Below are 23,353 nucleotides of genomic sequence, written 5' to 3' on the forward strand. Positions count from 1 at the left end.
CGGCCCGTGACGACCCTGGCGCCCCATCGGCGGGCCGTCTTCCTTTCCGACGTCCACCTTGGCTCACGCCACTGCCACGCCGCCGAACTGGCCAGGTTCCTGGCCGGGCTGCGCTGCGAGCGCCTGTATCTGGTGGGCGACATCATCGACCTGTGGTGGATGGCGCACCGCCGGACCAGTTGGCGGCCGGCGCACAGCGAGGTGATCCAGGCCCTGCACGCGCTGCAGCGGGCCGGCACCCGGATCATCTATATCCCGGGCAACCACGATGCTTCGCTGCGCAAGGTCTGCGGGCTGATGCTGCCGGCCATGCAGGTACGCCGGCGGGCGATCCACGTGACCGCCGACGGACGGCGGCTGCTGGTCGTGCATGATGACGACTACGACGGCATCACTCATTTCGGTGGCCTGCAGGAGCGCTTCGGTGACTGGCTGTACTACCGCATCCTGACCGGCAATCACCTGCTCAACGCGGTCCGACGGCGGCTGGGTCAGCGCTACTGGTCTCTCTCTGAATTCCTCAAGAAGCGCAGCGGCGCGGCCGAACGCTACATCGAACGCTTCGTCCAGGCCGGGCTCGAGGATGTGCGTCGGCGTGGGCTGGACGGGATCGTCTGCGGGCACATCCACCGCGCCGCACTGGTGGAGCGCGACGGGCTGATCTATGCCAACGACGGCGACTGGGTCGAGAGCCTGACTGCGCTGGCCGAGGAGCCGGATGGCAGCCTGCGGCTGCTCGATCACACCGGGCAGACCCTGGCGGCACTGCCCGGCAACGCTGCACTGGCCAGAGCGGCCTGAGCAGAATGGCATCAACGCAGCGCCAGGCCCGGCTGCTAGCATCGGCCGATGGACTCCCTCACCCAGATCGTACTCGGCGGCGCGGTCGCCGCCGCCATCGCACCGGCCGGCCATCGCCGCGCCGCCCTGTTGGCCGGTGCCGCGCTCGGCACCCTGCCGGACCTGGACGCGCTGCTGCTGGCGTTCACCGCCGCCGATCCGGTGGCGCTGATGGTCGAGCACCGCAGCTACAGCCACTCGCTGCTGGTGCTGCCGTGGGTGGCCGCGCTGATCTGGTGGCTGTTCAAACGCTTTGGTCACGGCCGGGTGGCGCAGGCGCCGGGCCGCTGGTTCTGGGCGATCGCGCTGGCGCTGATCACCCATCCGCTGCTGGATGCCTTCACCGTCTACGGTACCCAGCTGTGGTGGCCGTTCACCCCGCACCCGACGATGTGGGCCAGCGTTTTCATCATCGACCCGCTTTACACCGTGTGGCTGCTGCTCGCCTGTGCAGTGGCGTGGTTCGCGCGGGCGCGGCCGTTGGCGCAGAAGGCGCTGGTGGCCGGCTTGGTGCTCAGCAGTGGCTACCTGGTCTGGTCGCTGCTGGCCAAGCACAGTGTCGACCGCGAGGCCGACCGCGCCCTGGCCGCGATGGGGCTGGGCGATGCGCCGCGCTTCTCGGTGGCGATGCCGTTCAACACGCTGCTCTGGCAGGTCGTCGCGATGACGCCCAACGGGTATGTGATTGGCGAGCGCTCGCTGATCGCCGACCGCGGCCCGATGACCTTTGAAGGCCATCCCTCCAACGTGCAGGCCCTGCGCCAGGCGGCCATGCTGCCGGCCGTGCAGCGCCTGAACTGGTTCAACCGCGGCTTCATGCGCGCGCAGGTGGTCGATGGCGAGCTGCGGCTGAGCGATCTGCGCATGGGCCTGGAACCGGACTACACCTTCACCTTCGCGGTGGCCCGGGCCGAGGGCGGGGGCTGGGCCGCGATCACGCCGCGGCAGCTGCGCCCGGCGTATGAAGGGGAGCAGGGCAGGGCGATGGTGAAGCGCCGGTTCTCGGCGATGTGGCAACGCATCTGGCATGCACCGGCGAGCACCGAGGTGATCGCACCCAAGGCAGGTTGGACGGAGGCACCGTGACCGAACGGTTTGAAATGGAGATCAATGGCACGCGCTACACCCGGCTGGCCGATGTACCGCCGGAGTACCGCGCGCTGTTGCTGGATGTGACCCCGGGCCGCTCCGCCGAGCAGCCGGCGGTGCCGTTGCGCGAGATCCTGCACAAGGCCAGGGCACAGCCGGACCGCGCGCGTCAGCAGCAGGTGCTGCTGGAGGAACTGCACAAGGTCGACCCGGAGCGGGCGCGGCGCATGCAGAACAAGCTCACCGAGCGTAACCAGCGGCCGGCCACCGGCACTCTGGAAGTAGGCCACACGCCCACCGCGCGTCCGCGCGAAGGTGCCCGCCTCACCGCCGGCAGTGCGACGGTCGCCCCGGGTGATCGGGGCGGACTGGGCCTGTGGTTGCTGCTGGCCGCAGCGGTGGTGGTGACCGTGATCGCCTGGGCGACGCGCTAGCGCCGCCCCCCGGTCAGTACACCGTCGCGCGCGCCTGCACGAAGGAGAAGAAGAACACCGCGTTGGGGTCGTTCTGGACCAGGCTGAACTCGCGGCGCATCCCGTCCACCGTCTCCTGGTCGACCAGGCCGGCTTCCAGCAGCGGATCGGCCGCCGACAACAGCAGCTGCTCCCAGAACGCGATCATCGTCTTGCGACGCGCCGGCTCGCGGTTGTCCAGGTGGATGGTCTTGATCTCGGTGTGCACGTCGCGGAAGCCGCCGGCCAGCAGCAGGTTGCCGAGCTTGGCACCGACGAACGGATCGCCGCCGTGGTCGTACTGGAAATCGTTGAACGCCATCCAGTAGCGCCAGATGTGCGGCGAGTAAGGATCGAGCAGGAACGAGGCGTTCATCACTTCGGTGACATACACCGGCGAACCCGGGACCAGCACGCGGCGCACTTCGTTGAGCACCCGCGCCGGCGAAGGCACATGCTCCAGCACCCAGCACAGGAAGGCCGAATCGAACTCGCGCGCACCGAACGGCAGATTGCCGGCGTCGGCCTGCAGCAGGGTGTAGCGCTCGCGGCACCATGGGGTCTTGGCCAGGTTGGTGGCGGCAGTGGCCAGCTGCGCTTCGCTCAGGTCCACGCCGGTGACATGCAGTTCCGGGAACCGCCGCAGCAGGATGTCCGTCTGTGCCCCGACGCCGCTGCCGACTTCCAGCAGGCGCGTGGCGCCGCCGTAATCGATGCCGCTGAAGATGCTCGATTCGAACAGGCGCGACTGGGTGACCAGGCGGTGCTGCTCGGTATCGGAGAAGCCGTGGAGATAGGTCGGTGCAGTGATGGGCGGGGTCATGGCGAAGGCTCAGGCAGCGGACGACAACGACTCGCCGGCGGCGAGGGCGTCGAAATAGTCGGTGGTCAGGGCGACCTGGCTGGCGGCATCCTCGGCGCGGTTGACCACCGCACGGAAGGCGGCGTTTTCCGGCCGGTCCTTGGCGTACCAGCCCAGGTGCTTGCGCGCGATGCGCACGCCCTGCTGCTCGCCATAGAAATCATGCAGCGCATGCAGGTGGCCCAGCAGCAGGTCGCGTACCTCGGCGACCGACGGCGGCGCCAGCAGCGCGCCGGTGGCCAGGTAATGCGCCACCTCGCGGAAGATCCACGGGCGGCCCTGGGCGGCGCGACCGATCATCACCGCGTCCACGCCGGTCTGCTTGAGCACCTGCGCGGCCTTCTGCGGTGAATCGATGTCGCCGTTGGCGATCACCGGAATGCGCAGCGCGGCCTTGATCGCGGCGATGGTCTCGTACTCGGCGGTGCCGGTGTAGTGCTGGTCGCGGGTACGCCCGTGCACGGCCAGCGCGGCGATGCCGCTGTCTTCGGCGATGCGCGCGATCAGCGGGCCATTGCGATGGTCGCAATCCCAGCCGGTGCGGATTTTCAGGGTGACCGGCACGTCCACCGCGTTGACCACTGCGGTCAGGATGCGCGCGACCAGATCCTCATCGCGCATCAGCGCCGAACCGGCCCAGGCGTTGCACACCTTCTTGGCCGGGCAGCCCATGTTGATGTCGATGATCTGCGCACCGTGGTCCACGTTGTAGCGCGCCGCCTCGGCCAGCTGCTGCGGCTCGGTCCCGGCGATCTGCACGCTGATCGGGTCCGGCTCGCCGGCATGGTCCATGCGGTGGAGCGATTTGCGGGTGTTCCAGAAGCGCGGATCGGAGATGGTCATCTCCGAGGCAGCCAAGCCCGCACCCAGCTGTTTGCACAGCAGGCGGAAGGGCTTGTCGGTGACACCGGCCATCGGCGCCAGCACCACGTTGGGCTGGATGTTGTAGGGGCCAATCTGCATGTGCGCATTGTAGTGCCGGCCGCTGGCCGGCAACCACGCAGGGACCGGTACCTGTTCAGGCCGATCCGGAAGGGCCTGATGCGCTCCGGTCATGAGCATATGCTTGACGATTGCTTCCGCCGCCCCCAGCGGCGGCTGATGCTGGCGGGTTACCGGTTACCGGTTACCGGTTACGCGCGAATAGGTGCCGACCAACGGTTGCGCTCAGGGCGCCGGACCACACGCATAGGCCAGCACCGCCAGATGCCGCTGCGGGTCGAGCCCGAGCAGGGCCAGCACGGCGGCGTCCTCGAACGCGCCGATCGCGCAGCCGGCGGCGTTCATCGCCGCCACTTGCTCCCCCAGTGCGCCCAGCCAGACCCCGGCCTCGATCAATACGAAGCGGCCACCGCGCTCGCCGTACTTGGCCAGCGTGCCGGCCGGTTCGGCGATCAGGAACAGCACGGCCGCCGGGCGCTCGGGCCAATCCACGCCGAGCAGCCTGGACAGCGCCGGCCATGCGGGGCAGGGCCCCACCGGCACCAGTGCATGCCCGATCGGGTCGTACCAATGGATGCCCGGCTCTGCGGCGATCGCGTCATCGGTGCCGTACAGCGCGGCATACGCCTGGATCGGGTATTTGGCACCGCCGGACGGCAGGCGCCGCGTGTCACTGTCGCCGGGCCGGGCCCGCAGCGGGGCCAGCACGCGCCCCAGTTCCTGCGCGCCCCAGCGTGCGTCACCGAAGCGGCGGCCACTGTGGCGCTGCGCCAGGGCGTCACCCGGCTGTACCGGGTCCGGCAGGGCGATGCCGGCGGCCGCATGCACCGGGCGGGGTGGCGACCCGGGGCGTGCGGCATCTTCGGCGATACGCGTGCGCATCACCTCGGCGCGCGCGGGATTGAGCTCGCCGTTGTGCCAGAACAGATGGAACAGCGGGGCATCGTGCCAGGGGGAGGGCGGTGACGGCATGCGGTCCTCGTGCATCAGCCCAATGGATGCGGGAAGGGATTGGGAAACGCGCCGCCGTGCGGCACGCCGGGATACCGCCACGCCACGTCCTGGCAGCGGCCACCAAGGAACGGTGCACGCTCGTCGGCATGCAGGCCACTGAGCTGCGGCGACAGCACGCGCATCACCCGCAGGCCGGCCGCGGCCACATCGGTGGTGGTCAACTCGCGGTAGTACAGCGCGATGCCGGCACGGCCGAGCCGACGCCGCAGCATGTCCAGCTCGGCAATCGCGCGCGGCGCGGCGGGGAGGACCGCGGCGCCCGGCGGGGGCAGCGTCAAGGTGCTGTCCTCCGCCGCCCGCAGCAGCGGCAGCTGCGGCCACAGCGCCGGGCGCAGGGTGTAGAAGGCGGCATGTTCGTCGAAGCTGCGCAGGGCGGCGGGATCGCGCGGCAGCCGGGCGCTTTCGCGGCCACACAGATGCGCGGCGAAGGTCAGTGCCTGCTGCCATTCCAGCAGCGCCTTGTGCAGCGCCTCGCCCGGATCGGCGCGGCAGGCGATGCCGAGGACGTAGCGGGGGCGGCCTTCGAACGGAATGCCGCCGGCGACCGCGATCACCGGGTGCGGGTTCCAGTGCTGGGTCAGGTCGAACGCCTGCAGTTCGCCCCCGCGCGCGTCCGCGAATGCCTGCCATTGGGTCGGCAGGGCGATCCGCCGGCCGGCCACGCCATTGAGCCAGGTCACCGCCAGCGCATCGCGCTCCAGCAGCTCCTGGGCCGCGCGCAGCAGCGCCAGCCAGGCCCCATCGCGGCCATCCCGCCAGGCCGCCAGACCACTGGACGTCGACGGCAATCGCGCCTGGCCGCTGCGCGGCCCCAGTCCGACCAGTTCCTGCGGCACCCAGGCCACCCGGTTGTCATCCAGTGCATGCACCGCGGCGAACAGATCGTCGTCGCGTTCGGGCATCGGCCATGGAAAACCCGGCGTTGCGCGTTGTCGGGCCGAGAACAGCGCGAAGGCCGATTCGTCCAGGCGTTGTGCGGGCGTCAGCGCATCGCGGCGACGCACCTCCAGGCCCGCCTGCGCCGCCGCCAGTCGCTCCAGCGCCTCGGCAACCGCGCCATCGGCGGCCGCATCGGCCTCCAGCGCGACCGCGCCAGAGACGCCCTGCCAGGGATTGGCCGGATCGGCCGGGGTGGCGGCATTGTGTACGCGCCGTCCCTCGAACAAGGGCCCGGTGGCATCGCAGGGGTTGGCCTCGATCGGTTGGGCCGGGCGCACCAGACCGCAGCGCGGACGCGCCGCGCCATGCAGCAGGTGCGACGACAGCGTGGGCGTTTCCAGCGCCGCCTGCACGGCGGCGCGGCTCATTTCAACACGCTCAGCCAGAGCATCATCTCGAGCGCGCCGACGGCGAACAGGCCCAGCAGCAGCCCGATGGCGATACCGATGCCGCGCCCGAGCGAGCGCCCCGCGCGCTCATAGACCAAGGCATAAATGCCGAGATACAGCCCGACGGCGACGAACAGCCCGAATATCGGGTTGGAGGTGCTGATGAAAATGCCGCCGCCGATCGCGGCCAGCGGCAAGGCGAACAGCCCCAGCAGTATCCGGCTGGTGCGGCTCAGGCCGGTTGCCGGCATCACCGGTGCCGGTGCCGCCGGGTGATCGGGAGTGACGGCACTGGGCGGTTCCTGCGGCAACGCAGGTGGCTGGCCGTGGCGCTCGGTGGGGGTATCGACGGTGACGGGGGGGATGTCTGCGGCGCTGCTGATGGCGGCGGGCGCGACGGGTTCCAGCTTGCCCAGCACCACTGCCGACAGTACCGAGGTGCCGAGCAGGGTGACGACGCAGGAACTGCAGGTAGTCGATGTCGAGCCGCCACCTGCCGCGGCAAGGTCCTGGCGCGAGGCACTGGCATCGAACTGGGTCGGCAGGCGATACATGGGGTCACTCCGTTGACCGAGGCGGAAACGCCCGGCGCACGCCCCACATTATCACGGGCGCCCGGTGTCCCAAGGCAGCGGCAGCGGTGCAGGCATCGACATCTCACCGCCCTGGCAGGCGGGGCACCACGGCAGCCGCAGCACCCGGTCGCGTTCCCCATGCAGGCGATGCAGGTCGAGCCAGACGCTGCGTTCGAGATAGCCCAGCAACAGGTGCGGCTGATCCAGCAACGGCGCGACCAGCGCCGCGATCCGTGCCGGTTGCGCTGCGACTTCCGGCAGCGCCGGCACCACCGCTTCGCCCCAGCGGCGCAGTACGCGGTTGCCCAGGCAATACACACAGGCAGTCTGGCCGGGCGCCACATAGGGTCCAAGCGCGAGGGTGTGGTGATAGCTGAGGTCCAGCAGCAGATGCGGCTGTACCGGCATATGTGACACGTAGCGGGCCAAGGCCTGTTCCCAGCCGAGCCCGTGGCGGACCAGCACGAGGAGATCGGCATCGGCGGCGGCATCGACGCGCTGCAGGTCCGCACCAGCATGCTGGTCGAAGGCTTCGGCCAGCCCAGGCAGCGGTTCCCCGAGCCAATCCAGTGCATAGCGGCGCACAGGGCGCGCCGCCTGCGACGGCACCAGTACGCCGAGGCGCATCAACTGGCGGACCGCCGGGCCACAGTCGGCATCGTCCTGCAGAAGCGTCAGTGTGTCGTCCTGCCAATGGCCGAGGATGCGTTCGATGACCGTCGGGGTATCGGCCTCGTCGACCACATACAATTCGTCGGCGCCACCGGACACCAGCAGCAGCGGGCGCTGCGCATGGGTCTGCGAAAACAGGGCCCAGGCCGGATTGCGCGTCCAGCGCGGTGTGTCCGCGTGCGTACGTGCGTGTTGCTGACGGCCTGCTGCTGCCACTGCCACTGCCACTGCGTACAGTCCCGGTATCCGCGAAAGCGCAAGGATAGCGGCAAACACGCTTGCCACGTTCTGCTACGGTGCGCGCGTGCCCACCCCACCTCATGCCAACACTCCGCTCCCGCATCCGCCCTGGCGCGAGGCCATGCTGTGGATGCTGCTGCTCGGCGCGATGTTCATCCATGGCTACAGCTGGACCAATCAATGGGCCGCCAGCCAGGTCCATACCTACAGCCTGCACGGTCGCTGGGACGAGGCGATCCCCTTCTGGCCATGGACGATCTGGCCGTACCTGGCGCTGAACCTGCTGTACCCGCTGACGTTCTTCCTCTGTCCGACCCGATCGGCGCTGCGCCGTCATGCGATGGCCATCGCGCTGGTGCAGGCCGCCTGCATGCTCGCCTTCGTGTGTTGGCCGACCGGCAACGTGCGTGTTTTGCCCCAGCCGGATGGCGTGAGCGGGCTGTTGTTCGCACAGCTGCGCGCGTTCGAGGCGCCGTTCAACATGGCGCCGTCGCTGCACGCCGCGGTATTGGTGGTGGTCTGGCAGGCATGGCGGCAGTGGCTGCAGGCCGATGCGACGGCACTGCGCTGGCTGTGGCACGGCGCCTGTGGGCTGATTCTGCTCTCGACGCTCACCACCTGGCAGCACGATCTGCTGGACGTGCTTGCCGGCCTCGTGGTGGGCGCGCTGGCGCTGTGGATCACCGCGAGCTCAAGGGCCCCGTAGCGACCGGTAGGCCCCTCGGCAAATGTCCCCCGGCCGCCGCCTCACAGCGACGACCTCCTCCTTGATTTTGCCCAGGGGCCTACCGGCCGCTACGGCGCTCCGGCTCGCGGTAGGCAGAAGAGAAGCCGTGCTTTCCATGCAGCGCCAGTGGTCTGGACACGTGGGGCGCGATGCCCTTGTGGGCGAAATAAAGGAGGAGGGGGCGGCCGCAGGCCGACGCCGGGGGACATTCGCCGGCAAGGGCATCGCGCCCCAGCGCTCGACCTACTCGACGCCTCGCCCGGAAAGGCTCAGAGGACGCTTCTTGATTTCACCCAGATGGAGCAGAACAAAAAAGGCCAGCGCGAACGCTGGCCTTCCGATATCCACACCGGTGACGCTTACTTGTTCTCGGCATCACCCGGGGTGAAGTGCGGCATCGCCGCAGCGGCGCCTTCCTTCTCGGTCGAACGACCGGCGAACTGGTTGGCGAACCGCACGTGACGGGCGAAGGCCGCCTCCGGGTCCTGCGCGATCGAGGCCACCAGCGCACCGTTGAACGCATCGCCGGCACCGGTGGTGTCCAGCACCTGCACCTGCTCGGCGCCCACGCGGTAGTACGGCTGGGTATCGCCACGCAGGTTCTCTTCGGCGTGCGACACGAACACACCCACCGAACCCAGCGTCACCACCACGGTGCCGTTGCCGACCAGCTTGCGGCACAGCGCATGCAGGCTGGCGCCATCCAGCGCGGCGACATCGTTGGCATCCACGCGCTCGCCGACATGACGGCCGAGCAGGGCGGCGAACTCGGTCTCGTTCGGGGTCAGCACATCGGCCAGCTTGAGCAGGCCGATGCTGGACGGCGCATCGGCAGGCGCGACGTTGAGCACGGTGGTGGCACCGGCCTCGCGTGCGATGGCCAGGGCCGCCTCGATCGTTTCCACCGGCGATTCCAGCTGCGCCAGCACCACCTTGGCACCGGCCAGCAGCGCACGCTGCTGGTCAACGAAACCCAGGCTCAACGCGGCGTTGGCGCCCGGGCCGATCACGATGGTGTTGCGGCCGCGGCTGTCGACATAGATGCCGCCGGTGCCGGTCGGCTCGCTGCTGGCCTCGGCGGTCAGCGCGAAACCGTCCTGCTCGGCCAGCCCGCGGGCCATCGCACCGCCGGCGTCATCGCCCAGCGCGCACAGGAACGTGGTCGGCGCGCCGGCACGGCGGGCGGCCACGGCCTGGTTGAAGCCCTTGCCGCCGGGACCGGTGCTGTAGCGGCCGGCAATGGTCGCACCCGGGGCCGGGAGCGACTCACAACGCCAGACATGATCCACATTGAAGGAACCGATTACGACGACACTGCTACTCATAAAGACTGTTTCTCAGGGAACGGATATCAGCTGAAATGCGTCAGCACGCCGGCGATGGTCGCCGTCATGAAGGTGGCAATGGTACCGCCCAGCACCGCACGCAGGCCGAACTTGGCCAGATCGTGGCGGCGCTCCGGTGCCAGACCACCAATACCACCGATCTGGATCGCGATGGAGCTGAAGTTGGCAAAACCGCACAGCGCGTAGGTGGCGATCAGGCGGCCCTCGTCGGAGAGCACCATGCCCGGCACCTGGCCGTTGACGATCTTGGACAGCTCCGAGTACGCCACGAACTCGTTGATCACGACCTTCTGGCCGATCAGCGAGCCGACCGTGGTGGCATCGGCCCACGGGGTACCGATCACCCAGGCGATCGGGGCCAGCAGGTAGCCGAACAGGGTGGACAGGTCGGTCGGGCGGCCGATGATCGCGGCCAGGCCGGTCACGTCACCCAGCCAGGTCAGCGGGGCGTTCAGCAGCGCGATCAGCGCGATGAAGGCCAGCAGCATCGCACCGATGTTCAGCGCCAGCTTCAGGCCGTCGCCGGCACCGGCCGCGGCGGCGTCGATGATGTTGCTGGAGGTCTTCTCCACTTCCATCTTGACCGTGCCGCGGGTCAGCGGGGTGCCGGTTTCGGGCACCAGCAGCTTGGCCACCACCAGGGTCGCCGGGGCGGCCATGATGCTCGCCGCCAGCAGATGCTTGGCGTAGAAGGCCTGCTGGGCCGGATCGCTGCCGCCGAGCATGCCCACGTAGGCGGCCAGCACGCCGCCGGCGATGTGCGCCATGCCGCCGATCATCATCGTGATCAGCTCGGACTGGGTCATCTTGGCGATGTACGGGCGCACCGTCAGCGGTGCTTCGGTCTGGCCGATGAAGACGCTGGCGCAGACGCTGGTGGTTTCCGCACCGGACACGCGCATGATCTTGGTGATCGCCCAGGCCATCGCACGCACGATCGTCTGCATCACGTTGAGGTGGTACATGACCCCCATCAGCGCCGAGAAGAAGATGATGGTCGGCAACACCTGGAAGGCGAAGATGAAACCGAACTGCTCGGTGTTCATCAGGCTGCCGAAGATGAAGCCCGAGCCCTCGTTGACGAAGCTCAGGATCTTGACGAAGCCCTTGCCCAGCGCATCGAACACATCACGGCCACCCGGCACCAGCAGCACCACCGCCGCGAAGGCGATCTGCAGTGCGATACCGGTGACTACCAGGCGCCAGTCGACGGCCCGCTTGTTGTTCGAGAACAACCAGGCAATGCCGATCAGCACTGCCAACCCGAACAGGCCGAAGCCAATCCTGCCCAAACCTTCGACCATGAGACTTCCCTTGGGGCGCCGCGAAAAACGGGAAGCCTAGAGCAGCGGCAAGGGCGGGGCAAGGAAAAGCAGCGTCTGCGAGCCGATCGGTCGTGATCGGGCCTGTATCGACAAGGCATGGCTGGCTTGGCGCGTGGTGTGTCACGGGCCGTGAGATCGCCGCGGCCGGCCTGCGCGCGCTGCGCGCCACCCTCTACACTTACCGGCATCGATCCGGCCCGGTTGCGGGCCCGCAGCAGGAGAATCACATGCTCTATCGCCGTCTTGGCTCCACCGGCCTGAAGCTTTCGGCCCTGTCCTTCGGGGCCTGGGTGACCTTCGGCGACCAGATCGGCCGCGATGAGGCCCGCAAGCTGATCGCCACCGCCTGGGATGCCGGGGTCAACTTCTTCGACAACGCCGAGGGCTATGCCCGCGGCCGCGCCGAGCAGGTGATGGGAGATGTGATCGCCGACCTGCGCCTGCCCCGTGATGGCTTCTGTGTCTCCAGCAAGGTGTTCTTCGGGGCGGTCGACGACCCGCGCCCGACCCAGCAGGGCCTGTCGCGCAAACACGTCACCGACGCCTGCCACGCCGCGCTCAAGCGCCTGCGGGTGGACTATCTGGACCTGTACTACTGCCATCGTCCGGATCCGGACACCCCGATCGCCGAGACCGTACAGGCCATGGATACCCTGATCCGCCAGGGCAAGGTGCTGTATTGGGGCACGTCGGAATGGTCGGCCGCGCAGATCCAGGAAGCGGTCGATATCGCCCGTGCACGCCATCTGCATGCCCCGTCGATGGAGCAGCCGCAGTACAACCTGCTGCACCGCGAGCGGGTCGAGCGCGAGTACGCGCCGCTGTATGCCGAGGCGGGGCTGGGCACCACGATCTGGTCGCCGCTGGCCTCGGGCCTGCTCACTGGCAAGTACAACGCCGGCGTCGACCCGCAGTCGCGGCTGGGCCAGGAACAGCTGGGCTGGTTGAAGGCGCAGGTGCTCGAGGATGGCAGCGACCGCCTGGAGCGGGTCCGCCGCTATACCGCGCTGGCCGCGCAGCTGGGGGTCTCCCCGGCGCAACTGGCGATCGCCTGGTGCCTGCGCAATCCCAACGTGTCCAGCGTGATCCTCGGCGCGAGCCGGGTCAGCCAGCTGGAAGAGAACCTGGGCGCACTGGCGCTGTTCGAGCAGCTCGATGAAAGCGTCTGGCAGCAGGTGGACGCGGTCTTTGGTTGATCGATCGGTTGGGAAGCAGGGGCGCCGGCCAGCGGCCGGCACTATCGATCCCTGTTCGACAGGGACTTAGAGCTACCCGACCGGTGGAAGCTCGTGCCGGCCGCTGGCCGGCTCCGCAATCCCGTTGAGCGGCACACTTCTCCGCTGTGCCATTGACAAAATCTATTGATAGATGAATTTCGATCATTAATGCCATCTATCAAATTGAGAATGGTTGTTGATTGTCAACTGAGAATCATTATCATTTGACTCGCCCCTCGCAACGAGTCCAGACGATGAACACTCAAGCTGCTGTACTGCTGCGCCCCGAAACGCTGACCCTCCGCGACCGTCCGGTCCGCGTGGTCCCGCCCGAAGAAGTGATCGACAGCGAAGCCCTGCTCAAGGGCCGCCGTGAAATCCTGATCCAGCACGGCGACCGCTTCTATCGCTTGCGCCATACCAGCAACGACAAGTTGATCCTGACCAAGTAACGGCGCTGCCTCCCCCGCGGGGAGGCACCGATGACCGCGTGGCTACGCGATCCGTGCCTTCCCTGGGCAGGCCGTTATCCCAGCTCTCTCCCCCTCGACACCCCGCCGTCGGCTCCGGCCCGCGGCGTGGGTCGAGGGTCTCCCCCGCAACCGCCGATTGCAGGTAGATCCCATGAGCCGCGCCCTTTCCGTCGGCCGCCCACCGGGCCGCCATCCCATCGCCGGCCTGCCATCGGCCGCACAGCTGGCCTCACTGGGCACCGTGCTGTGCCTGTACCGCCCGGACAGCAGTGAACTCGGCGGTTGGAAGCACGCCGTGTCTGCCCACGCCTGCCAGGGCATGGACAGCGAAGGCATCCGCGAAAGCCTGTGCTTCGTCGATGCCCGCGGCCGCTGCTGCTGGCGGCTGTACCTGCTGCCGGACAGCGATTTCCTCGCCTGGGACCGCCTGGTTTCCGCCTTCCCCGCACGCCCCGAGCCGGTCAACGACGCCGGCGTCGCCGAGCGCCTGTGGCGGCGCCTGGCCGTGCGCCTGGGCAACGACGCCTGGCGCATGTGCGCACTGCGCCTTCAGGTCGGCGAAGGCCGCGAACTCGCCGCCAGCCTGGCCTCGTTGTCGGCCCTGGGGGCGACCACCGCACGCCGGATCGGGCACGTCGAAGGGGCCGAAGGTGAGCTCTGGGTCGACGACTGCTGCTGCGCCACCGCCGCTCGCCGCGGCGGTGCGTGGGCAGCCGACGGCATGCCGGTGATCCAGCTGTAATCTGAAACGACGGGCCGGCCCGGCGACGATGCCGCGGCATCGCAGCTGTGACCGACGCGCAGCCGGTGGCGACCCGAATGCGGGCGTCGCCCTCATTCCTTGAACATCAGGAATGCCGCTACCAGGATCAGCCCGAACGCGGCCCAGTGGTTCCACTTCAGCGGCTGATCCAGGTAGAACGCCGAGAAGGCCGCGAACACCACCAGGGTGATCACCTCCTGCATGCCCTTCAGCTGCGGCGCCGAATACACCGCACTGCCCAGGCGGTTGCCCGGTACCTGCAGGCAGTACTCGAAAAACGCGATGCCCCAGCTGACCAGGATCACCGTCATCAACGGCGCACTCTTGTACTTCAGATGCCCGTACCAGGCGAAGGTCATGAAAATGTTGCTGCCCAGCAGCAGCAGTACGGGATACAGATAGGCAGTGAACGGGGTGCCGGGCATCCGGGCGATCTCAGGGGGGCAGGGGCGTGCAGCATACCGAGGCACGCCCCGTGCCCGTGTCATCGCCGCGTGCTCATGCCTCCCGCAGGGCCAGCGCCGGCGGGGTATGCAGGATCCGCCGCGTGCCCCACCAGCCGGCCAGCATGCTCAACAGCACGCCCAGCCCACCGCCAAGCAGCAACGGCCCCCAGGGCGGACTCAGCGTCAACTCGAACACCTGCCGCGCCACCACGCTGCCCAGCAGCGCCGCCGTGCCCACCGCGAGCAACGCCGACAACAGGCCCAGCGCCCCGAACTCGACCAGCACCGCGCCCCGCAGCTGGCGGCGCGTGGCCCCCAGCGTGCGCAGCACCGCACTGTCATAGCGGCGCTCGCCGGCCGTGGCCTGCAATGCCGCCAGCAGCACCAGTAGGCCGGCCAGCAGACTGAAGCCCATGACCAGCTGCACCGCCTGCGTCACCCGGTTGATCACCTCGCGCACGCGCTCGAGGATACCGTCGATGTCCAGCAGCGAAATATTGGGGTACGCCCGGGTCAGCCCGGCCAGCGCCGGTGCCTGCGCGCGCGGCAGGTGGAAAGCGGTGATCAGGTTGTAGGGGGCATCGGCCACCGCGCCTTCGTTGAGCAGCAGGAAGAAATTGACCCGGAACGAATCCCAGTCCGCCTTGCGGATGCTGGTGACCGTGAAGCTGCGCTCCTGATCGCCCATCTGCAGCGTGACCGTGTCGCCCAGCTTCATCCCGTAACGCTCGGCCCAGCCCTGTTCGATCGAGGCTTCCGCCGCGGTACTGCCGGCCTTCCAGAAGGTTCCGCCGAGCAGCGTGTTGGCCGGCGGGAAATCATGCCGCCACGAGAAGTTGACCGGGCGGTTGGCATCGTCGTCCTCGTTGCTGTTGTCCTCGCGCGCCTGCCGCTGCGGCGGACGCGCGTTGACCGCCAGCAGGCGACCGGTACTGAACGGCTCGATGCCCGGCGAGACGACGCCCAGCCCGGCCAGGGTCGAGAGCACCGCATCGCGCTGCTCCGGCTGGATGTTCATCAGGAAGTAGTTCGGCGTATCGGTCGGCAGGCGGTCGCGCCACTGCGCCAACAACCCCGGGCCGATCACCGACAGCAGCAGCAGCGAACACAGCGACAGCGACAGGCCGACCAGCTGCATCACCGCCAGGCCGCGCCGCCGCGTCAGCGAGGCCAGGCCCAGTTTCCAGCGCCCGCGCAGGCGCGGTTGCACGCCACGCAGCAGCCACAGCAGCAGCGCACCGAGCGCACCGGCCAGTGCCGCCAGCGCGGCCAGCCCGCCCAGCACCCACGCAGCCAGCTTGACGTCGCCGGTGGCCTGCACCGTGAGCGCGACGGTGGCCGCCAGCGCGGCCGCATAGACCAGCATGGAACTCGGCGGCAACGCCGCGAAGCTGCGGTTGAGCACGCGCATCGGCGGCACGCTGCGCAGGCGCAGCAGCGGCGGCAGGCCGAAGCCGAGCAGCAGCACCAGGCCGATGCCGGCACCACTCAGCGCCGGCGTGGCCTGCGGCAGGGGCAGGCGGTTCGGAATCAATCCACCCAGCGCCTGCACCAGCCCGGCCTGCGCGGCCATGCCCAGGCCGATGCCGACCAGGCAGGCGGGTACGGCCAGCATGACCAGCTGCAGGGCCATCGCCGCGAGAATGTCGCGCTGGCGCGCGCCCAGGCAGCGCAGGATCGCGACCTGGTCGATGCGCCGCATCGCGAAGCGGTTGGCGGCCAGCGCCGTGGCGACCCCCGCCAGCAGCACCGCCAGCAACGCGGCCAGCGACAGGAAACGGCCGGCCAGATCGAATGCGCCGCGCACCCCGCGCTGGGTATCGTCGATGCCGACGATCCGATAGCCCTTGGCCTGCGGCGTCAGCCACTCGCGGAAGGCGGCGATCTGCGCCGGCTCGCCGGCGAACATCATCCGGTACGAGGCGCGGCTGCCCGGGCCGAGCAGGCCGGCACGGTCCACATCCATGCGATTGACCAGCAGCGGCGGCGACAGCTGCATCAGCTCACCGGAGGTATCCGGCTCGGCCTGCAGCACCCGCGTCACGGTCAACGTGCCTGCGCCGAATTCCAGGGCATCGCCCACCTGCAGGCCAAGCGCCTGCATCAGCCGCGGATCGGCATAGGCCTGGCCGGGCGGCGGCGTGCCCGCGGTCTCGCTGGCGGTGTCATGCAGGGTGCGGCTGACCCGCAGTTCGCCGCGCAGCGGATAGCCGTCGGCAACTGCCTTGATGTTGGCCATCTGGCTGTCATCGCCATGGAACAGCACGCTTGGGAAACTGACCATGCGCGTATGGGCCAGGCCGCGTTCGCGCGCTGCCTCGGCGAAATTCTGCGGCACATCCTCGCGTCCGCTCAGGCCCAGATCACCGCCAAGCATTTCCGCCGCGCTGCTGGTCAGTGCCAGCGTCACCCGGTTGACCAGCGTGCCCACCGCGGTCATCACCGCCACGCCCAGCACCAGCGCGGCGAACACGGTCAGCAGATCCCCCGCCAGGAACTCGCGGCGCAGCGCACGCGCCGCGTGGCGCACGACGTTCATGCGCCCACGCCAGCAACGGTATCGGCCAGGCGGCCACCGTCGAGCTGGTAGATGCGCTCGCAGCGCTGGGCCAGGCGCAGGTCATGGGTGACCAGCACCAGGGTGGTATCACTGGTGGCATTGAGCGCGAACAGCAGGTCGCTGATCTGCTGCCCGGTGGCCTGGTCCAGGCTGCCGGTGGGCTCATCGGCGAACAGGATGCGCGGCCGTGCCACGAAGGCGCGGGCGAGCGCCACACGCTGCTGCTCGCCACCGGAAAGCTGGCGCGGGTAGTGACGCGCACGGTGGCCCAGGCCGACCTGCTCCAGCACCTCGCGCACCCGCGCGGCATCCTCGCGGCCGGCCAGCTCCAGCGGCAGCGCGATGTTCTCTTCGGCGGTCAGGGCCGGCAGCAGATGGAAACTCTGGAAGACGAAACCCACTTCGCGCGCGCGCAGCTGCGCGCGGGCTTCCTCATCGAGCGTGTTGAGATCGGCACCGGCCAGCGCGATGCTGCCGTGGCTCGGCAGGTCCAGCCCGGCGAGCAGGCCGAGCAGGGTGGTCTTGCCCGAACCTGAAGCGCCGACGATGGCCACGCTCTCGCCTTCATGGACGGTCATGTCAATGTTGTCCAGTATGTGGACTTCACCCTCCGGGCCACGTGCGGACTTGCCCACGTTGTGGGCGGCGATGGCGACGGGCGCGCTGCGGGGGGACAGGCTGTCGATGAGGATTCTCCAATGAACCAAGCAAGTGGAAAGGGCCGTGCGGCCCCGATGGGCTGGCTGCTGGCATGGTTGCTGCTGATGCCGATGCTGGCCTGTGCCAAGGGTCCGGACACCCGTGCAGCGGTGCTGGTGGTCGGCGACAGCCTCAGTGCCGCCCACAATATCCCGGCCGCGTCGGGCTGGGTAAACCTGCTTCAGCAGCGGGTCAAACAACAGATCAAGCCGCCGCCGGCGATCATCAATGCCAGCATCAGTGGCGAAACCACCGCCGGCGCGCTGACCCGCCTGCCGGGCCTGCTGGAGAAGCACCGCCCTTCGGTGGTGGTGATCGAGCTGGGTGGAAACGATGCGCTGCGCGGGCTCACTCCGGCCCAGCTGCGCGGCAACCTGGAAAAGATGATCGTGGCCAGCCAGAAGGCCGGCGCCAAGGTGCTGCTGCTGGGCATCGACGTGCCGCCCAACTACGGCCCGGCCTACCGCCAGCGCCTGCGCAAGACCTATGCGGAGCTGGCCCGGCAGTACGACGTACCGCTGCTGCCGTTCCTGCTGGAAGGCGTGGCGCTGAAGCCCAACCTGATGCAGGCCGACGGGCTGCACCCCACCGCAGCTGCGCAGCCGCAGGTGCTGGACAACGTCTGGCCGCTGCTCAAACCCCTGCTTTGATCGGTGTGTGAGGAACTTCACGCCGCGTCCACTGGCGATGCGGCATGTTTCACAAAGCTGAAGAAAGAGGGAATCCCATGCGTCAGACAAAGGAGACCTCCGGCCTGGTGCTGGTGGTCGAAGACAACCGTAATATTTCCGAGATGATCGGCGAGTACCTGGAAGGGCGCGGCTTTGAAGTCGACTACGCCCAGGATGGGCTGGACGGTTATCGTCTGGCGGCCGAGAACAGCTACGACGTGGTCGTGCTGGACCTGATGCTGCCGCGTCTGGACGGCATCGAGGTCTGTCGCCGCCTGCGCAACGACGCCCGCAAGTCGACGCCGGTGCTGATGCTGACCGCGCGCGACACGCTGGACGACAAGCTCACCGGCCTGGGGTTCGGCGCCGATGACTACCTGACCAAGCCGTTCGCGATCCAGGAACTGGAAGCCCGCCTGCGCGCGCTGATCCGCCGCGAGCGTCGCCAGGTCGGCTCGGAAGTGCTCAAGGTCGCCGACCTCGTGCTCGATCCGGTCAGCATGCGCGCCACCCGTGCCGGGACCGAACTGCAGCTCTCGCCGATCGGCCTGCGCCTGCTGACGATCCTCATGCGCGAATCGCCGCGTGTGGTGACCCGCCAGGAAATCGAACGCGAGATCTGGGGCAATGGCCTGCCCGACTCGGACACCCTGCGCAGCCATCTGTACAACCTGCGCAAGATCATCGACAAGCCGTTCGACCGCCCGCTGCTGCACACGGTGCAGAGTGCCGGTTACCGCATTGCCGATATCGCCCAGCCGATGAGCTGACAGGGGATCCATCGCCGCTCGGCCACCTGCCGGTGAGCTGGGCGGCGACCCTCCGGCACCCTCTGGAGCATGACGGCCCGGCGCTTGCCGGGCCGTTGTCATGGTTTGCACGATGGAATCACGGCAAGCTTTCCTATAATCGCCGCGAACCGCCCTGGACCCCGTAATGCCGCACGGTCTGCCGCGCAAGATCCGCATCGTCTTCATCCTCCAAGCCGTGCTCGCCAGCCTGGGCATCCTGCTGGGCGCATGGCTGGTGTCGTTGGTGATCAAGCACAGCCTGGTCAGCAGCGCGCTGCAGGAAGAGGCCAGCTATTACTGGCAATTGCACGAGGCCTCGCCGGTGCAGCCGCCGCCCAACACCCAGAACATCCGCGGGTATCTGCTCGAGACCGGGCAGTCGCCGCTGAGCCTGCCAGCCAACCTTCGCACGCTCCCTCCTGGCTTCCACGAGCTCAAGGACGACGACCAACTGGTGCTGGTCGATGTGCGTCCGGAAGGCCGCCTGTACCTGGTGTTCCTGCGCTCGCGCGCGGAGATGCTGGCGTTCTGGTTCGGCGTGGTGCCGGTGCTGCTGACCCTGCTGGCCGTCTATGGCGCCTCCTGGATCACCTACCGCGCCTCCAAACGGCTGGTCTCGCCGGTCAACTGGCTGGCCAGGCGCGTGTCGCGCTGGGATCCCGGGCACCCGGAGGCGGCCGATCTGGCGCCGGCCAAACTGCCGGCCGACATGCAGGGCGAGACCCGCCAGCTGGCCGCCGCGCTGCACTCGTTGGCGACCAAGGTCACCGCGCACGTCGCGCGCGAACGCAACTTCACCCGCGATGCCAGCCACGAGCTGCGCACCCCGCTCACCGTGATCCGCGTGGCCAGCGACATGGCACTGGGCGACCAGGACATGACGCCACGCCTGCGCCGTGGCCTGCAGCGCATCCAGCGCGCCGGGCGTGACATGGAAGCGGTGATCGATGCCTTCCTGATCCTGGCCCGCGAGGCCGATGTCGAGCCGCAGGTCGAACTGTTCGACGTCAATGAGATCGTCCGCTACGAGGTCGACAACGCCCGCGAGCTGATCGCCGGGCGACCGGTCGAGATCCACCTGCACAGCCACGGCCCGGTGATGCTGCACGCCCCGCCGCGGGTACTGCAGGTGGTGGTCAGCAACCTGCTGCGCAATGCCTGCAGTTACACCGACGAAGGCCGGATCGATGTCGATGTCGAAGACGACCGGGTGGTCGTGCGCGATACCGGCATCGGTATGTCGCCCGAAGCGCTCAGCCGCGCGTTCGAGCCGTTCTACCGTGCTGAACCCAGCCGCCCGCAGGGCACCGGGCTGGGGCTGTCGATCGTGCGCCGGCTGTGCGACCGCTTCGGCTGGAAGATCGGCCTGAGCAGTGCGCCCGGGCAGGGCACCCAGGCCACGATCCACTACCGTTGAATCGGGGAGGCGCGGCGCCTCCCCGCCTGGTTCAGTCGCACTGCACCTTGGGCGCCAGCGCCTTGCGCCAGATCGCATAGCCTTCCGGGGTCATGTGCAGCATGTCCTCGCGGAACAGCGCGGCGCGTGGCTGGCCATCGACACCGAGCATCGGCGTGTAGACATCGGTGTAGCCGGTGTTGGGCAGCGAGGCCAGGGCCTTCTGGATCAAGCCGTTGGCTTCCACCACCGCGGGTAGCAGGTTCGCGCGCGACGGGCTGGGCTTGATCGAGATGATCTCCACCGTCGTCTTGGGCAGGTCGCGGTGCACGCGCTGCACGAAGGCCACCACGTCATCGCGGACCTGGGCCGGGCTGCGGCCGCTGTTGAGGTCGTTGTCGCCGGCGTAGAAGAACACCTTGCACGGCGCATACGGGATCACGATGCGGTCGGCATACCAGGTGCTGTCGCGCACTTCCGAGCCGCCGAAGCCGCGGTTGAACACCGGCTGGCCCGGGAAATCGGTGGCCAGGCTCTCCCACATGCGTACCGAGGAGCTGCCGATGAACTCGATGCCGCCGCGCGGCGGTGGGCTGGCCGCGTCCTGCGCCGCGAACTGCGCCATGTCGCCGGCCCACGCCACGTTGGAGACCTGGGTCGGCACCTGCGGTGCGGCAGGGGCGGGGGAGCGCGCCAGCGCGGGCAGGGCGGCCCCCAGGGCAAGAGCGAGCAGAAGGGGGCGGGCACGACGGTGCAGCATGGACAACTCCTGTGGTGGGGCGCCTGGGGCGCCCGGACGGGTAGACGTTCATCATAGAAGTTGCGGCCCGGCCGCGCTTTACCACGGACGGGCGTTGGCCGCCTTCGACAATGCCCCGACCCGCTTATGGCAAAATGAGGGATTGCCTGCCCCATTCAGCGATGCCCATGACTGTCTGCCGTGTGCTGTTCCTGCCGTTCCGGCGTGCGTTGCCGACCGGGGTGCCTGCCCATGGCCGATGAAATCGGCCACCTGCCGCGCGGCCCCAAGCGCATCTTCAAGGCCGCGGTGTGGTCCTGGCAGGGGTTGCGTGCAGCCTGGCTGCACGAGTCCTCGTTCCGGCTGGAGGTCTACCTGCTGATCGTGCTCGCGCCGCTGGCACTCTGGCTCGGCCAGACCCCGGTGGAACGCGCGCTGATGATCGGCTCGGTGCTGCTGGTGCTGGCCATGGAACTGGCCAATTCGGCGATCGAGGCGGTGATCGAGCGCTACGGCGCGGAGTTCCACGAGCTCGCCGGTCGCGCCAAGGACATGGGCTCGGCCGCGGTCTTCGTGCTGATGATGAACGTACTGGTGTGCTGGGTCCTGATCCTGCTGCCGCAGATCCTCTGACGTAACACCTCTGACGCGTTACGCGCGTCATCCCCCCTGTAAGGATGGAAGTCCATGTTCCTTGAGTTGTTGTCCGACCCCAATGTCTGGTTGACCCTGTTCACGCTGAGCGCGCTGGAAATCGTGCTGGGCATCGACAACCTGGTCTTCATCTCGATCGCGGTGAGCAAGCTGCCCGAAGCGCGCCGCCCGTTCGCGCGCAAACTCGGCATCGCGGTGGCCTGCATCACCCGCATCCTGCTGCTGGTCTCGCTGGCCTACCTGGCCCACATGGAAGCCAACCTGTTCACCATCGCCGGCATGGGCATCTCCATCCGCGATCTGGTGCTGATCCTCGGTGGCCTGTTCCTGATCATCAAGGGCACCATGGAGATCCGCGAGCTGATCACCGGCGGCGAAGACGAAGACCCGACCACCACCAAGGCCTCGGCCGTGTTCGGCATGGTGATCGCGCAGATCGCCGTGATCGACATCGTGTTCTCGCTGGACTCGGTGATCACCGCCGTCGGCATCGCCGACCACATCCCGGTGATGGTCGCCGCGATCCTGCTGTCGGTGGCCGTCATGCTGCTGGCCGCCAACCCGCTGGGCCGCTTCATCGACGCCAACCCGACCGTGAAGATGCTGGCCCTGGCCTTCATCCTGCTGATCGGCGTGGTGCTGATCCTGGACGGCCTGGGCGTGCACGTGCCCAAGCCCTACATCTATGCCGCGATGGGCTTCTCGGTGCTGGTGGAATGGCTGAACCTGCTGATGCGCCGCCGCGCCGTGGCCCACAACGTGCCGGGTGCCGGCAACTGGTAAGGGGGTAGGTGCCGACCTTTGGTCGATACCCACATCCGCTTTACCCGGAACATGGCATGCTCCGGATCCCGTTCATCGAGATCCGGAGCCGGCCATGCGATCGTTCTCCCGTTTGTTGTGCCTGGCCGTGCTGGCCTCCCTGTTGTCCGGTTGCGGCTACAACGCCATCCAGCAGAAGGATGAGCAGGTCAAGGCGGGCTGGGCCGAGGTGCTCAACCAGTACAAGCGCCGCGCCGATCTGATCCCCAACCTGGTGCAGACCGTGGAAGGCTATGCCAACCAGGAACGCCAGGTCCTGACCGACGTCACCAACGCCCGTGCACGCGTGGGGCAGGTCAACGTCAACGCCGACGATGCCGACTCCCTCAAGCAGTTCCAGCAGGCCCAGGGCGAACTGAGCGGCGCGCTGTCACGCCTGCTGGTGGTCACCGAGAATTACCCGAACCTGAAGTCCGACCAGGGTTTCCGCGATCTGCAGGCGCAGCTGGAAGGCACCGAGAACCGGATCACCGTGGCGCGCGGCCGCTATATCCAGATGGTGCAGGACTACAACACCTACATCCGCCAGTTCCCGCAGGTGATCACTGCCAAGCTGTTCGGCTATGCGACCAAGCCGAACTTCACGGTGGAGAACGAAGCGCAGATCTCGCAGCCGCCGGCAGTCAAGTTCGGTTCGCAACAACCGGCCCCGGCGCCTGCGCCGCAGCCGCAGGCCCCGCAGCAGCAGCCACAGCCGGCGAACTGAGCCC

Annotated in this window: 25 protein-coding genes; 13 read left to right on the plus strand and 12 right to left on the minus strand. The window is 68.4% G+C overall.

The window, feature by feature from the left end; translation table 11 throughout:
* Window positions 1-6 precede the first annotated feature (6 nt).
* From C0R07_RS17365 to C0R07_RS17375, 3 genes are read left to right on the plus strand one after another with little or no spacing between them, the layout of a single operon-like run.
* Entirely contained in the window at window positions 7-801 is a 795-nt protein-coding gene (locus tag C0R07_RS17365; RefSeq protein WP_102789575.1) for a UDP-2,3-diacylglucosamine diphosphatase, read from the plus strand.
* A 48-nt stretch (window positions 802-849) separates the two neighbouring features.
* Window positions 850-1,926 (plus strand): metal-dependent hydrolase, encoded by a 1,077-nt coding sequence (locus C0R07_RS17370; RefSeq protein WP_102789544.1) that lies wholly within the window; start codon window positions 850-852, stop codon window positions 1,924-1,926.
* Entirely contained in the window at window positions 1,923-2,363 is a 441-nt protein-coding gene (locus C0R07_RS17375; RefSeq protein ID WP_102789545.1) for a hypothetical protein, read from the plus strand. Before C0R07_RS17370 ends, C0R07_RS17375 begins: the two co-directional genes overlap by 4 nt.
* A gap of 13 nt (window positions 2,364-2,376) precedes the next feature.
* Here C0R07_RS17375 and C0R07_RS17380 read toward each other — a convergent pair whose 3' ends face one another.
* The 6 genes from C0R07_RS17380 to C0R07_RS17405 all read right to left on the minus strand — a co-directional run bounded on the left by C0R07_RS17380 (window position 2,377) and on the right by C0R07_RS17405 (window position 7,990).
* Window positions 2,377-3,204 (minus strand): methyltransferase domain-containing protein, encoded by an 828-nt coding sequence (locus C0R07_RS17380; RefSeq protein WP_070471740.1) that lies wholly within the window; start codon window positions 3,202-3,204, stop codon window positions 2,377-2,379.
* A 9-nt stretch (window positions 3,205-3,213) separates the two neighbouring features.
* Entirely contained in the window at window positions 3,214-4,206 is a 993-nt protein-coding gene (dusB, locus tag C0R07_RS17385) for a tRNA dihydrouridine synthase DusB (RefSeq protein WP_102789576.1), read from the minus strand.
* A 204-nt stretch (window positions 4,207-4,410) separates the two neighbouring features.
* Window positions 4,411-5,157 (minus strand): SagB/ThcOx family dehydrogenase, encoded by a 747-nt coding sequence (locus tag C0R07_RS17390; protein ID WP_102789577.1) that lies wholly within the window; start codon window positions 5,155-5,157, stop codon window positions 4,411-4,413.
* Between the two features lie 14 nt (window positions 5,158-5,171).
* A complete protein-coding gene (locus C0R07_RS17395; protein ID WP_102789546.1) occupies window positions 5,172-6,506 on the minus strand; it encodes a YcaO-like family protein in 1,335 nt (444 codons plus the stop codon).
* Window positions 6,503-7,081: a hypothetical protein gene (locus C0R07_RS17400; protein ID WP_102789547.1), complete on the minus strand. Its 579-nt coding sequence runs from the start codon at window positions 7,079-7,081 to the stop codon at window positions 6,503-6,505. Before C0R07_RS17400 ends, C0R07_RS17395 begins: the two co-directional genes overlap by 4 nt.
* Window positions 7,082-7,132: 51 nt before the next feature.
* Window positions 7,133-7,990, minus strand: coding sequence for a hypothetical protein (locus C0R07_RS17405; protein WP_102789548.1), 858 nt, complete (start codon window positions 7,988-7,990; stop codon window positions 7,133-7,135).
* A 145-nt stretch (window positions 7,991-8,135) separates the two neighbouring features.
* Between C0R07_RS17405 and C0R07_RS17410 the strand changes: the two genes are divergently transcribed.
* Window positions 8,136-8,720 carry a phosphatase PAP2 family protein gene (locus tag C0R07_RS17410; RefSeq protein WP_102789549.1) on the plus strand — a complete coding sequence of 195 codons (585 nt, stop codon included), beginning with the start codon at window positions 8,136-8,138 and terminating at the stop codon, window positions 8,718-8,720.
* 380 nt (window positions 8,721-9,100) lie between these two features.
* Here the strand turns inward: C0R07_RS17410 and C0R07_RS17415 are convergent, their stop codons facing one another.
* Together C0R07_RS17415 and C0R07_RS17420 are read right to left on the minus strand one after the other, a co-directional pair.
* Complete coding sequence (locus C0R07_RS17415; RefSeq protein ID WP_019182451.1) at window positions 9,101-10,066, minus strand: ribokinase; 966 nt, start codon at window positions 10,064-10,066, stop codon at window positions 9,101-9,103.
* Between the two features lie 26 nt (window positions 10,067-10,092).
* Complete coding sequence (locus tag C0R07_RS17420; protein ID WP_019182450.1) at window positions 10,093-11,391, minus strand: NupC/NupG family nucleoside CNT transporter; 1,299 nt, start codon at window positions 11,389-11,391, stop codon at window positions 10,093-10,095.
* Window positions 11,392-11,639: 248 nt separating this feature from the next.
* Here C0R07_RS17420 and C0R07_RS17425 point away from each other — a divergent pair, with 248 nt between their 5' ends.
* The 3 genes from C0R07_RS17425 to C0R07_RS17435 all read left to right on the plus strand — a co-directional run bounded on the left by C0R07_RS17425 (window position 11,640) and on the right by C0R07_RS17435 (window position 13,844).
* Window positions 11,640-12,608, plus strand: a complete 969-nt coding sequence (locus C0R07_RS17425; RefSeq protein ID WP_019182449.1) for a potassium channel beta subunit family protein — start codon at window positions 11,640-11,642, stop codon at window positions 12,606-12,608.
* Between the two features lie 275 nt (window positions 12,609-12,883).
* Entirely contained in the window at window positions 12,884-13,081 is a 198-nt protein-coding gene (hemP, locus tag C0R07_RS17430; RefSeq protein WP_019182448.1) for a hemin uptake protein HemP, read from the plus strand.
* A 172-nt stretch (window positions 13,082-13,253) separates the two neighbouring features.
* Window positions 13,254-13,844, plus strand: a complete 591-nt coding sequence (locus C0R07_RS17435; RefSeq protein ID WP_019182447.1) for a hypothetical protein — start codon at window positions 13,254-13,256, stop codon at window positions 13,842-13,844.
* A 92-nt stretch (window positions 13,845-13,936) separates the two neighbouring features.
* Here C0R07_RS17435 and C0R07_RS17440 read toward each other — a convergent pair whose 3' ends face one another.
* The 3 genes from C0R07_RS17440 to C0R07_RS17450 form a co-directional block, all read right to left on the minus strand.
* Window positions 13,937-14,290, minus strand: coding sequence for a DMT family protein (locus C0R07_RS17440; protein ID WP_019182446.1), 354 nt, complete (start codon window positions 14,288-14,290; stop codon window positions 13,937-13,939).
* A 73-nt stretch (window positions 14,291-14,363) separates the two neighbouring features.
* Window positions 14,364-16,850: an ABC transporter permease gene (locus C0R07_RS17445; protein WP_046273666.1), complete on the minus strand. Its 2,487-nt coding sequence runs from the start codon at window positions 16,848-16,850 to the stop codon at window positions 14,364-14,366.
* Window positions 16,847-17,521, minus strand: a complete 675-nt coding sequence (locus C0R07_RS17450; RefSeq protein WP_399619003.1) for an ABC transporter ATP-binding protein — start codon at window positions 17,519-17,521, stop codon at window positions 16,847-16,849. The genes C0R07_RS17445 and C0R07_RS17450 overlap by 4 nt, the downstream gene beginning before the upstream one ends.
* 48 nt (window positions 17,522-17,569) lie before the next feature.
* Between C0R07_RS17450 and C0R07_RS17455 the strand changes: the two genes are divergently transcribed.
* The 3 genes from C0R07_RS17455 (at window position 17,570) to C0R07_RS17465 (ending at window position 20,449) form a co-directional block, all read left to right on the plus strand.
* A complete protein-coding gene (locus C0R07_RS17455; RefSeq protein WP_102789550.1) occupies window positions 17,570-18,220 on the plus strand; it encodes an arylesterase in 651 nt (216 codons plus the stop codon).
* 77 nt (window positions 18,221-18,297) lie between these two features.
* Entirely contained in the window at window positions 18,298-19,011 is a 714-nt protein-coding gene (locus C0R07_RS17460) for a response regulator transcription factor (protein WP_019182442.1), read from the plus strand.
* A gap of 166 nt (window positions 19,012-19,177) precedes the next feature.
* On the plus strand, window positions 19,178-20,449 hold the full coding sequence (locus C0R07_RS17465; protein ID WP_102789551.1) for a sensor histidine kinase: 1,272 nt from the start codon (window positions 19,178-19,180) through the stop codon (window positions 20,447-20,449).
* Between the two features lie 31 nt (window positions 20,450-20,480).
* On the opposite strand, the gene C0R07_RS17470 is transcribed toward C0R07_RS17465, so the two are convergent.
* On the minus strand, window positions 20,481-21,188 hold the full coding sequence (locus C0R07_RS17470; protein WP_102789552.1) for an SGNH/GDSL hydrolase family protein: 708 nt from the start codon (window positions 21,186-21,188) through the stop codon (window positions 20,481-20,483).
* 231 nt (window positions 21,189-21,419) lie between these two features.
* Here C0R07_RS17470 and C0R07_RS17475 point away from each other — a divergent pair, with 231 nt between their 5' ends.
* The 3 genes from C0R07_RS17475 (at window position 21,420) to C0R07_RS17485 (ending at window position 23,349) form a co-directional block, all read left to right on the plus strand.
* Window positions 21,420-21,800, plus strand: a complete 381-nt coding sequence (locus tag C0R07_RS17475) for a diacylglycerol kinase (RefSeq protein WP_070471748.1) — start codon at window positions 21,420-21,422, stop codon at window positions 21,798-21,800.
* Window positions 21,801-21,854: 54 nt separating this feature from the next.
* Window positions 21,855-22,604: a TerC family protein gene (locus C0R07_RS17480; RefSeq protein WP_046273668.1), complete on the plus strand. Its 750-nt coding sequence runs from the start codon at window positions 21,855-21,857 to the stop codon at window positions 22,602-22,604.
* A gap of 94 nt (window positions 22,605-22,698) precedes the next feature.
* Window positions 22,699-23,349 carry a LemA family protein gene (locus C0R07_RS17485; protein ID WP_019182437.1) on the plus strand — a complete coding sequence of 217 codons (651 nt, stop codon included), beginning with the start codon at window positions 22,699-22,701 and terminating at the stop codon, window positions 23,347-23,349.
* The last annotated feature ends 4 nt before the right edge of the window (window positions 23,350-23,353 follow it).

Source organism: Stenotrophomonas bentonitica (genome assembly GCF_002887735.1).
GTDB classification, from domain to species: domain Bacteria; phylum Pseudomonadota; class Gammaproteobacteria; order Xanthomonadales; family Xanthomonadaceae; genus Stenotrophomonas; species Stenotrophomonas bentonitica_A.

Bases quoted from the DNA above. Each gene is read 5' to 3' on its own strand.
- C0R07_RS17390 (WP_102789577.1), bottom strand. From the start codon at position 5,157: ATGCCGTCACCGCCCTCCCCCTGGCACGATGCCCCGCTGTTCCATCTG.
- C0R07_RS17465 (WP_102789551.1), top strand. From the start codon at position 19,178: ATGCCGCACGGTCTGCCGCGCAAGATCCGCATCGTCTTCATCCTCCAA.
- C0R07_RS17415 (WP_019182451.1), bottom strand. From the start codon at position 10,066: ATGAGTAGCAGTGTCGTCGTAATCGGTTCCTTCAATGTGGATCATGTC.
- C0R07_RS17395 (WP_102789546.1), bottom strand. From the start codon at position 6,506: ATGAGCCGCGCCGCCGTGCAGGCGGCGCTGGAAACGCCCACGCTGTCG.
- C0R07_RS17470 (WP_102789552.1), bottom strand. From the start codon at position 21,188: ATGCTGCACCGTCGTGCCCGCCCCCTTCTGCTCGCTCTTGCCCTGGGG.
- C0R07_RS17485 (WP_019182437.1), top strand. From the start codon at position 22,699: ATGCGATCGTTCTCCCGTTTGTTGTGCCTGGCCGTGCTGGCCTCCCTG.
- C0R07_RS17460 (WP_019182442.1), top strand. From the start codon at position 18,298: ATGCGTCAGACAAAGGAGACCTCCGGCCTGGTGCTGGTGGTCGAAGAC.
- C0R07_RS17475 (WP_070471748.1), top strand. From the start codon at position 21,420: ATGGCCGATGAAATCGGCCACCTGCCGCGCGGCCCCAAGCGCATCTTC.
- C0R07_RS17410 (WP_102789549.1), top strand. From the start codon at position 8,136: ATGCTGTGGATGCTGCTGCTCGGCGCGATGTTCATCCATGGCTACAGC.
- C0R07_RS17440 (WP_019182446.1), bottom strand. From the start codon at position 14,290: ATGCCCGGCACCCCGTTCACTGCCTATCTGTATCCCGTACTGCTGCTG.
- dusB (WP_102789576.1), bottom strand. From the start codon at position 4,206: ATGCAGATTGGCCCCTACAACATCCAGCCCAACGTGGTGCTGGCGCCG.
- C0R07_RS17480 (WP_046273668.1), top strand. From the start codon at position 21,855: ATGTTCCTTGAGTTGTTGTCCGACCCCAATGTCTGGTTGACCCTGTTC.
- hemP (WP_019182448.1), top strand. From the start codon at position 12,884: ATGAACACTCAAGCTGCTGTACTGCTGCGCCCCGAAACGCTGACCCTC.
- C0R07_RS17380 (WP_070471740.1), bottom strand. From the start codon at position 3,204: ATGACCCCGCCCATCACTGCACCGACCTATCTCCACGGCTTCTCCGAT.
- C0R07_RS17455 (WP_102789550.1), top strand. From the start codon at position 17,570: ATGAACCAAGCAAGTGGAAAGGGCCGTGCGGCCCCGATGGGCTGGCTG.
- C0R07_RS17445 (WP_046273666.1), bottom strand. From the start codon at position 16,850: ATGAACGTCGTGCGCCACGCGGCGCGTGCGCTGCGCCGCGAGTTCCTG.
- C0R07_RS17425 (WP_019182449.1), top strand. From the start codon at position 11,640: ATGCTCTATCGCCGTCTTGGCTCCACCGGCCTGAAGCTTTCGGCCCTG.
- C0R07_RS17400 (WP_102789547.1), bottom strand. From the start codon at position 7,081: ATGTATCGCCTGCCGACCCAGTTCGATGCCAGTGCCTCGCGCCAGGAC.
- C0R07_RS17435 (WP_019182447.1), top strand. From the start codon at position 13,254: ATGAGCCGCGCCCTTTCCGTCGGCCGCCCACCGGGCCGCCATCCCATC.
- C0R07_RS17370 (WP_102789544.1), top strand. From the start codon at position 850: ATGGACTCCCTCACCCAGATCGTACTCGGCGGCGCGGTCGCCGCCGCC.
- C0R07_RS17420 (WP_019182450.1), bottom strand. From the start codon at position 11,391: ATGGTCGAAGGTTTGGGCAGGATTGGCTTCGGCCTGTTCGGGTTGGCA.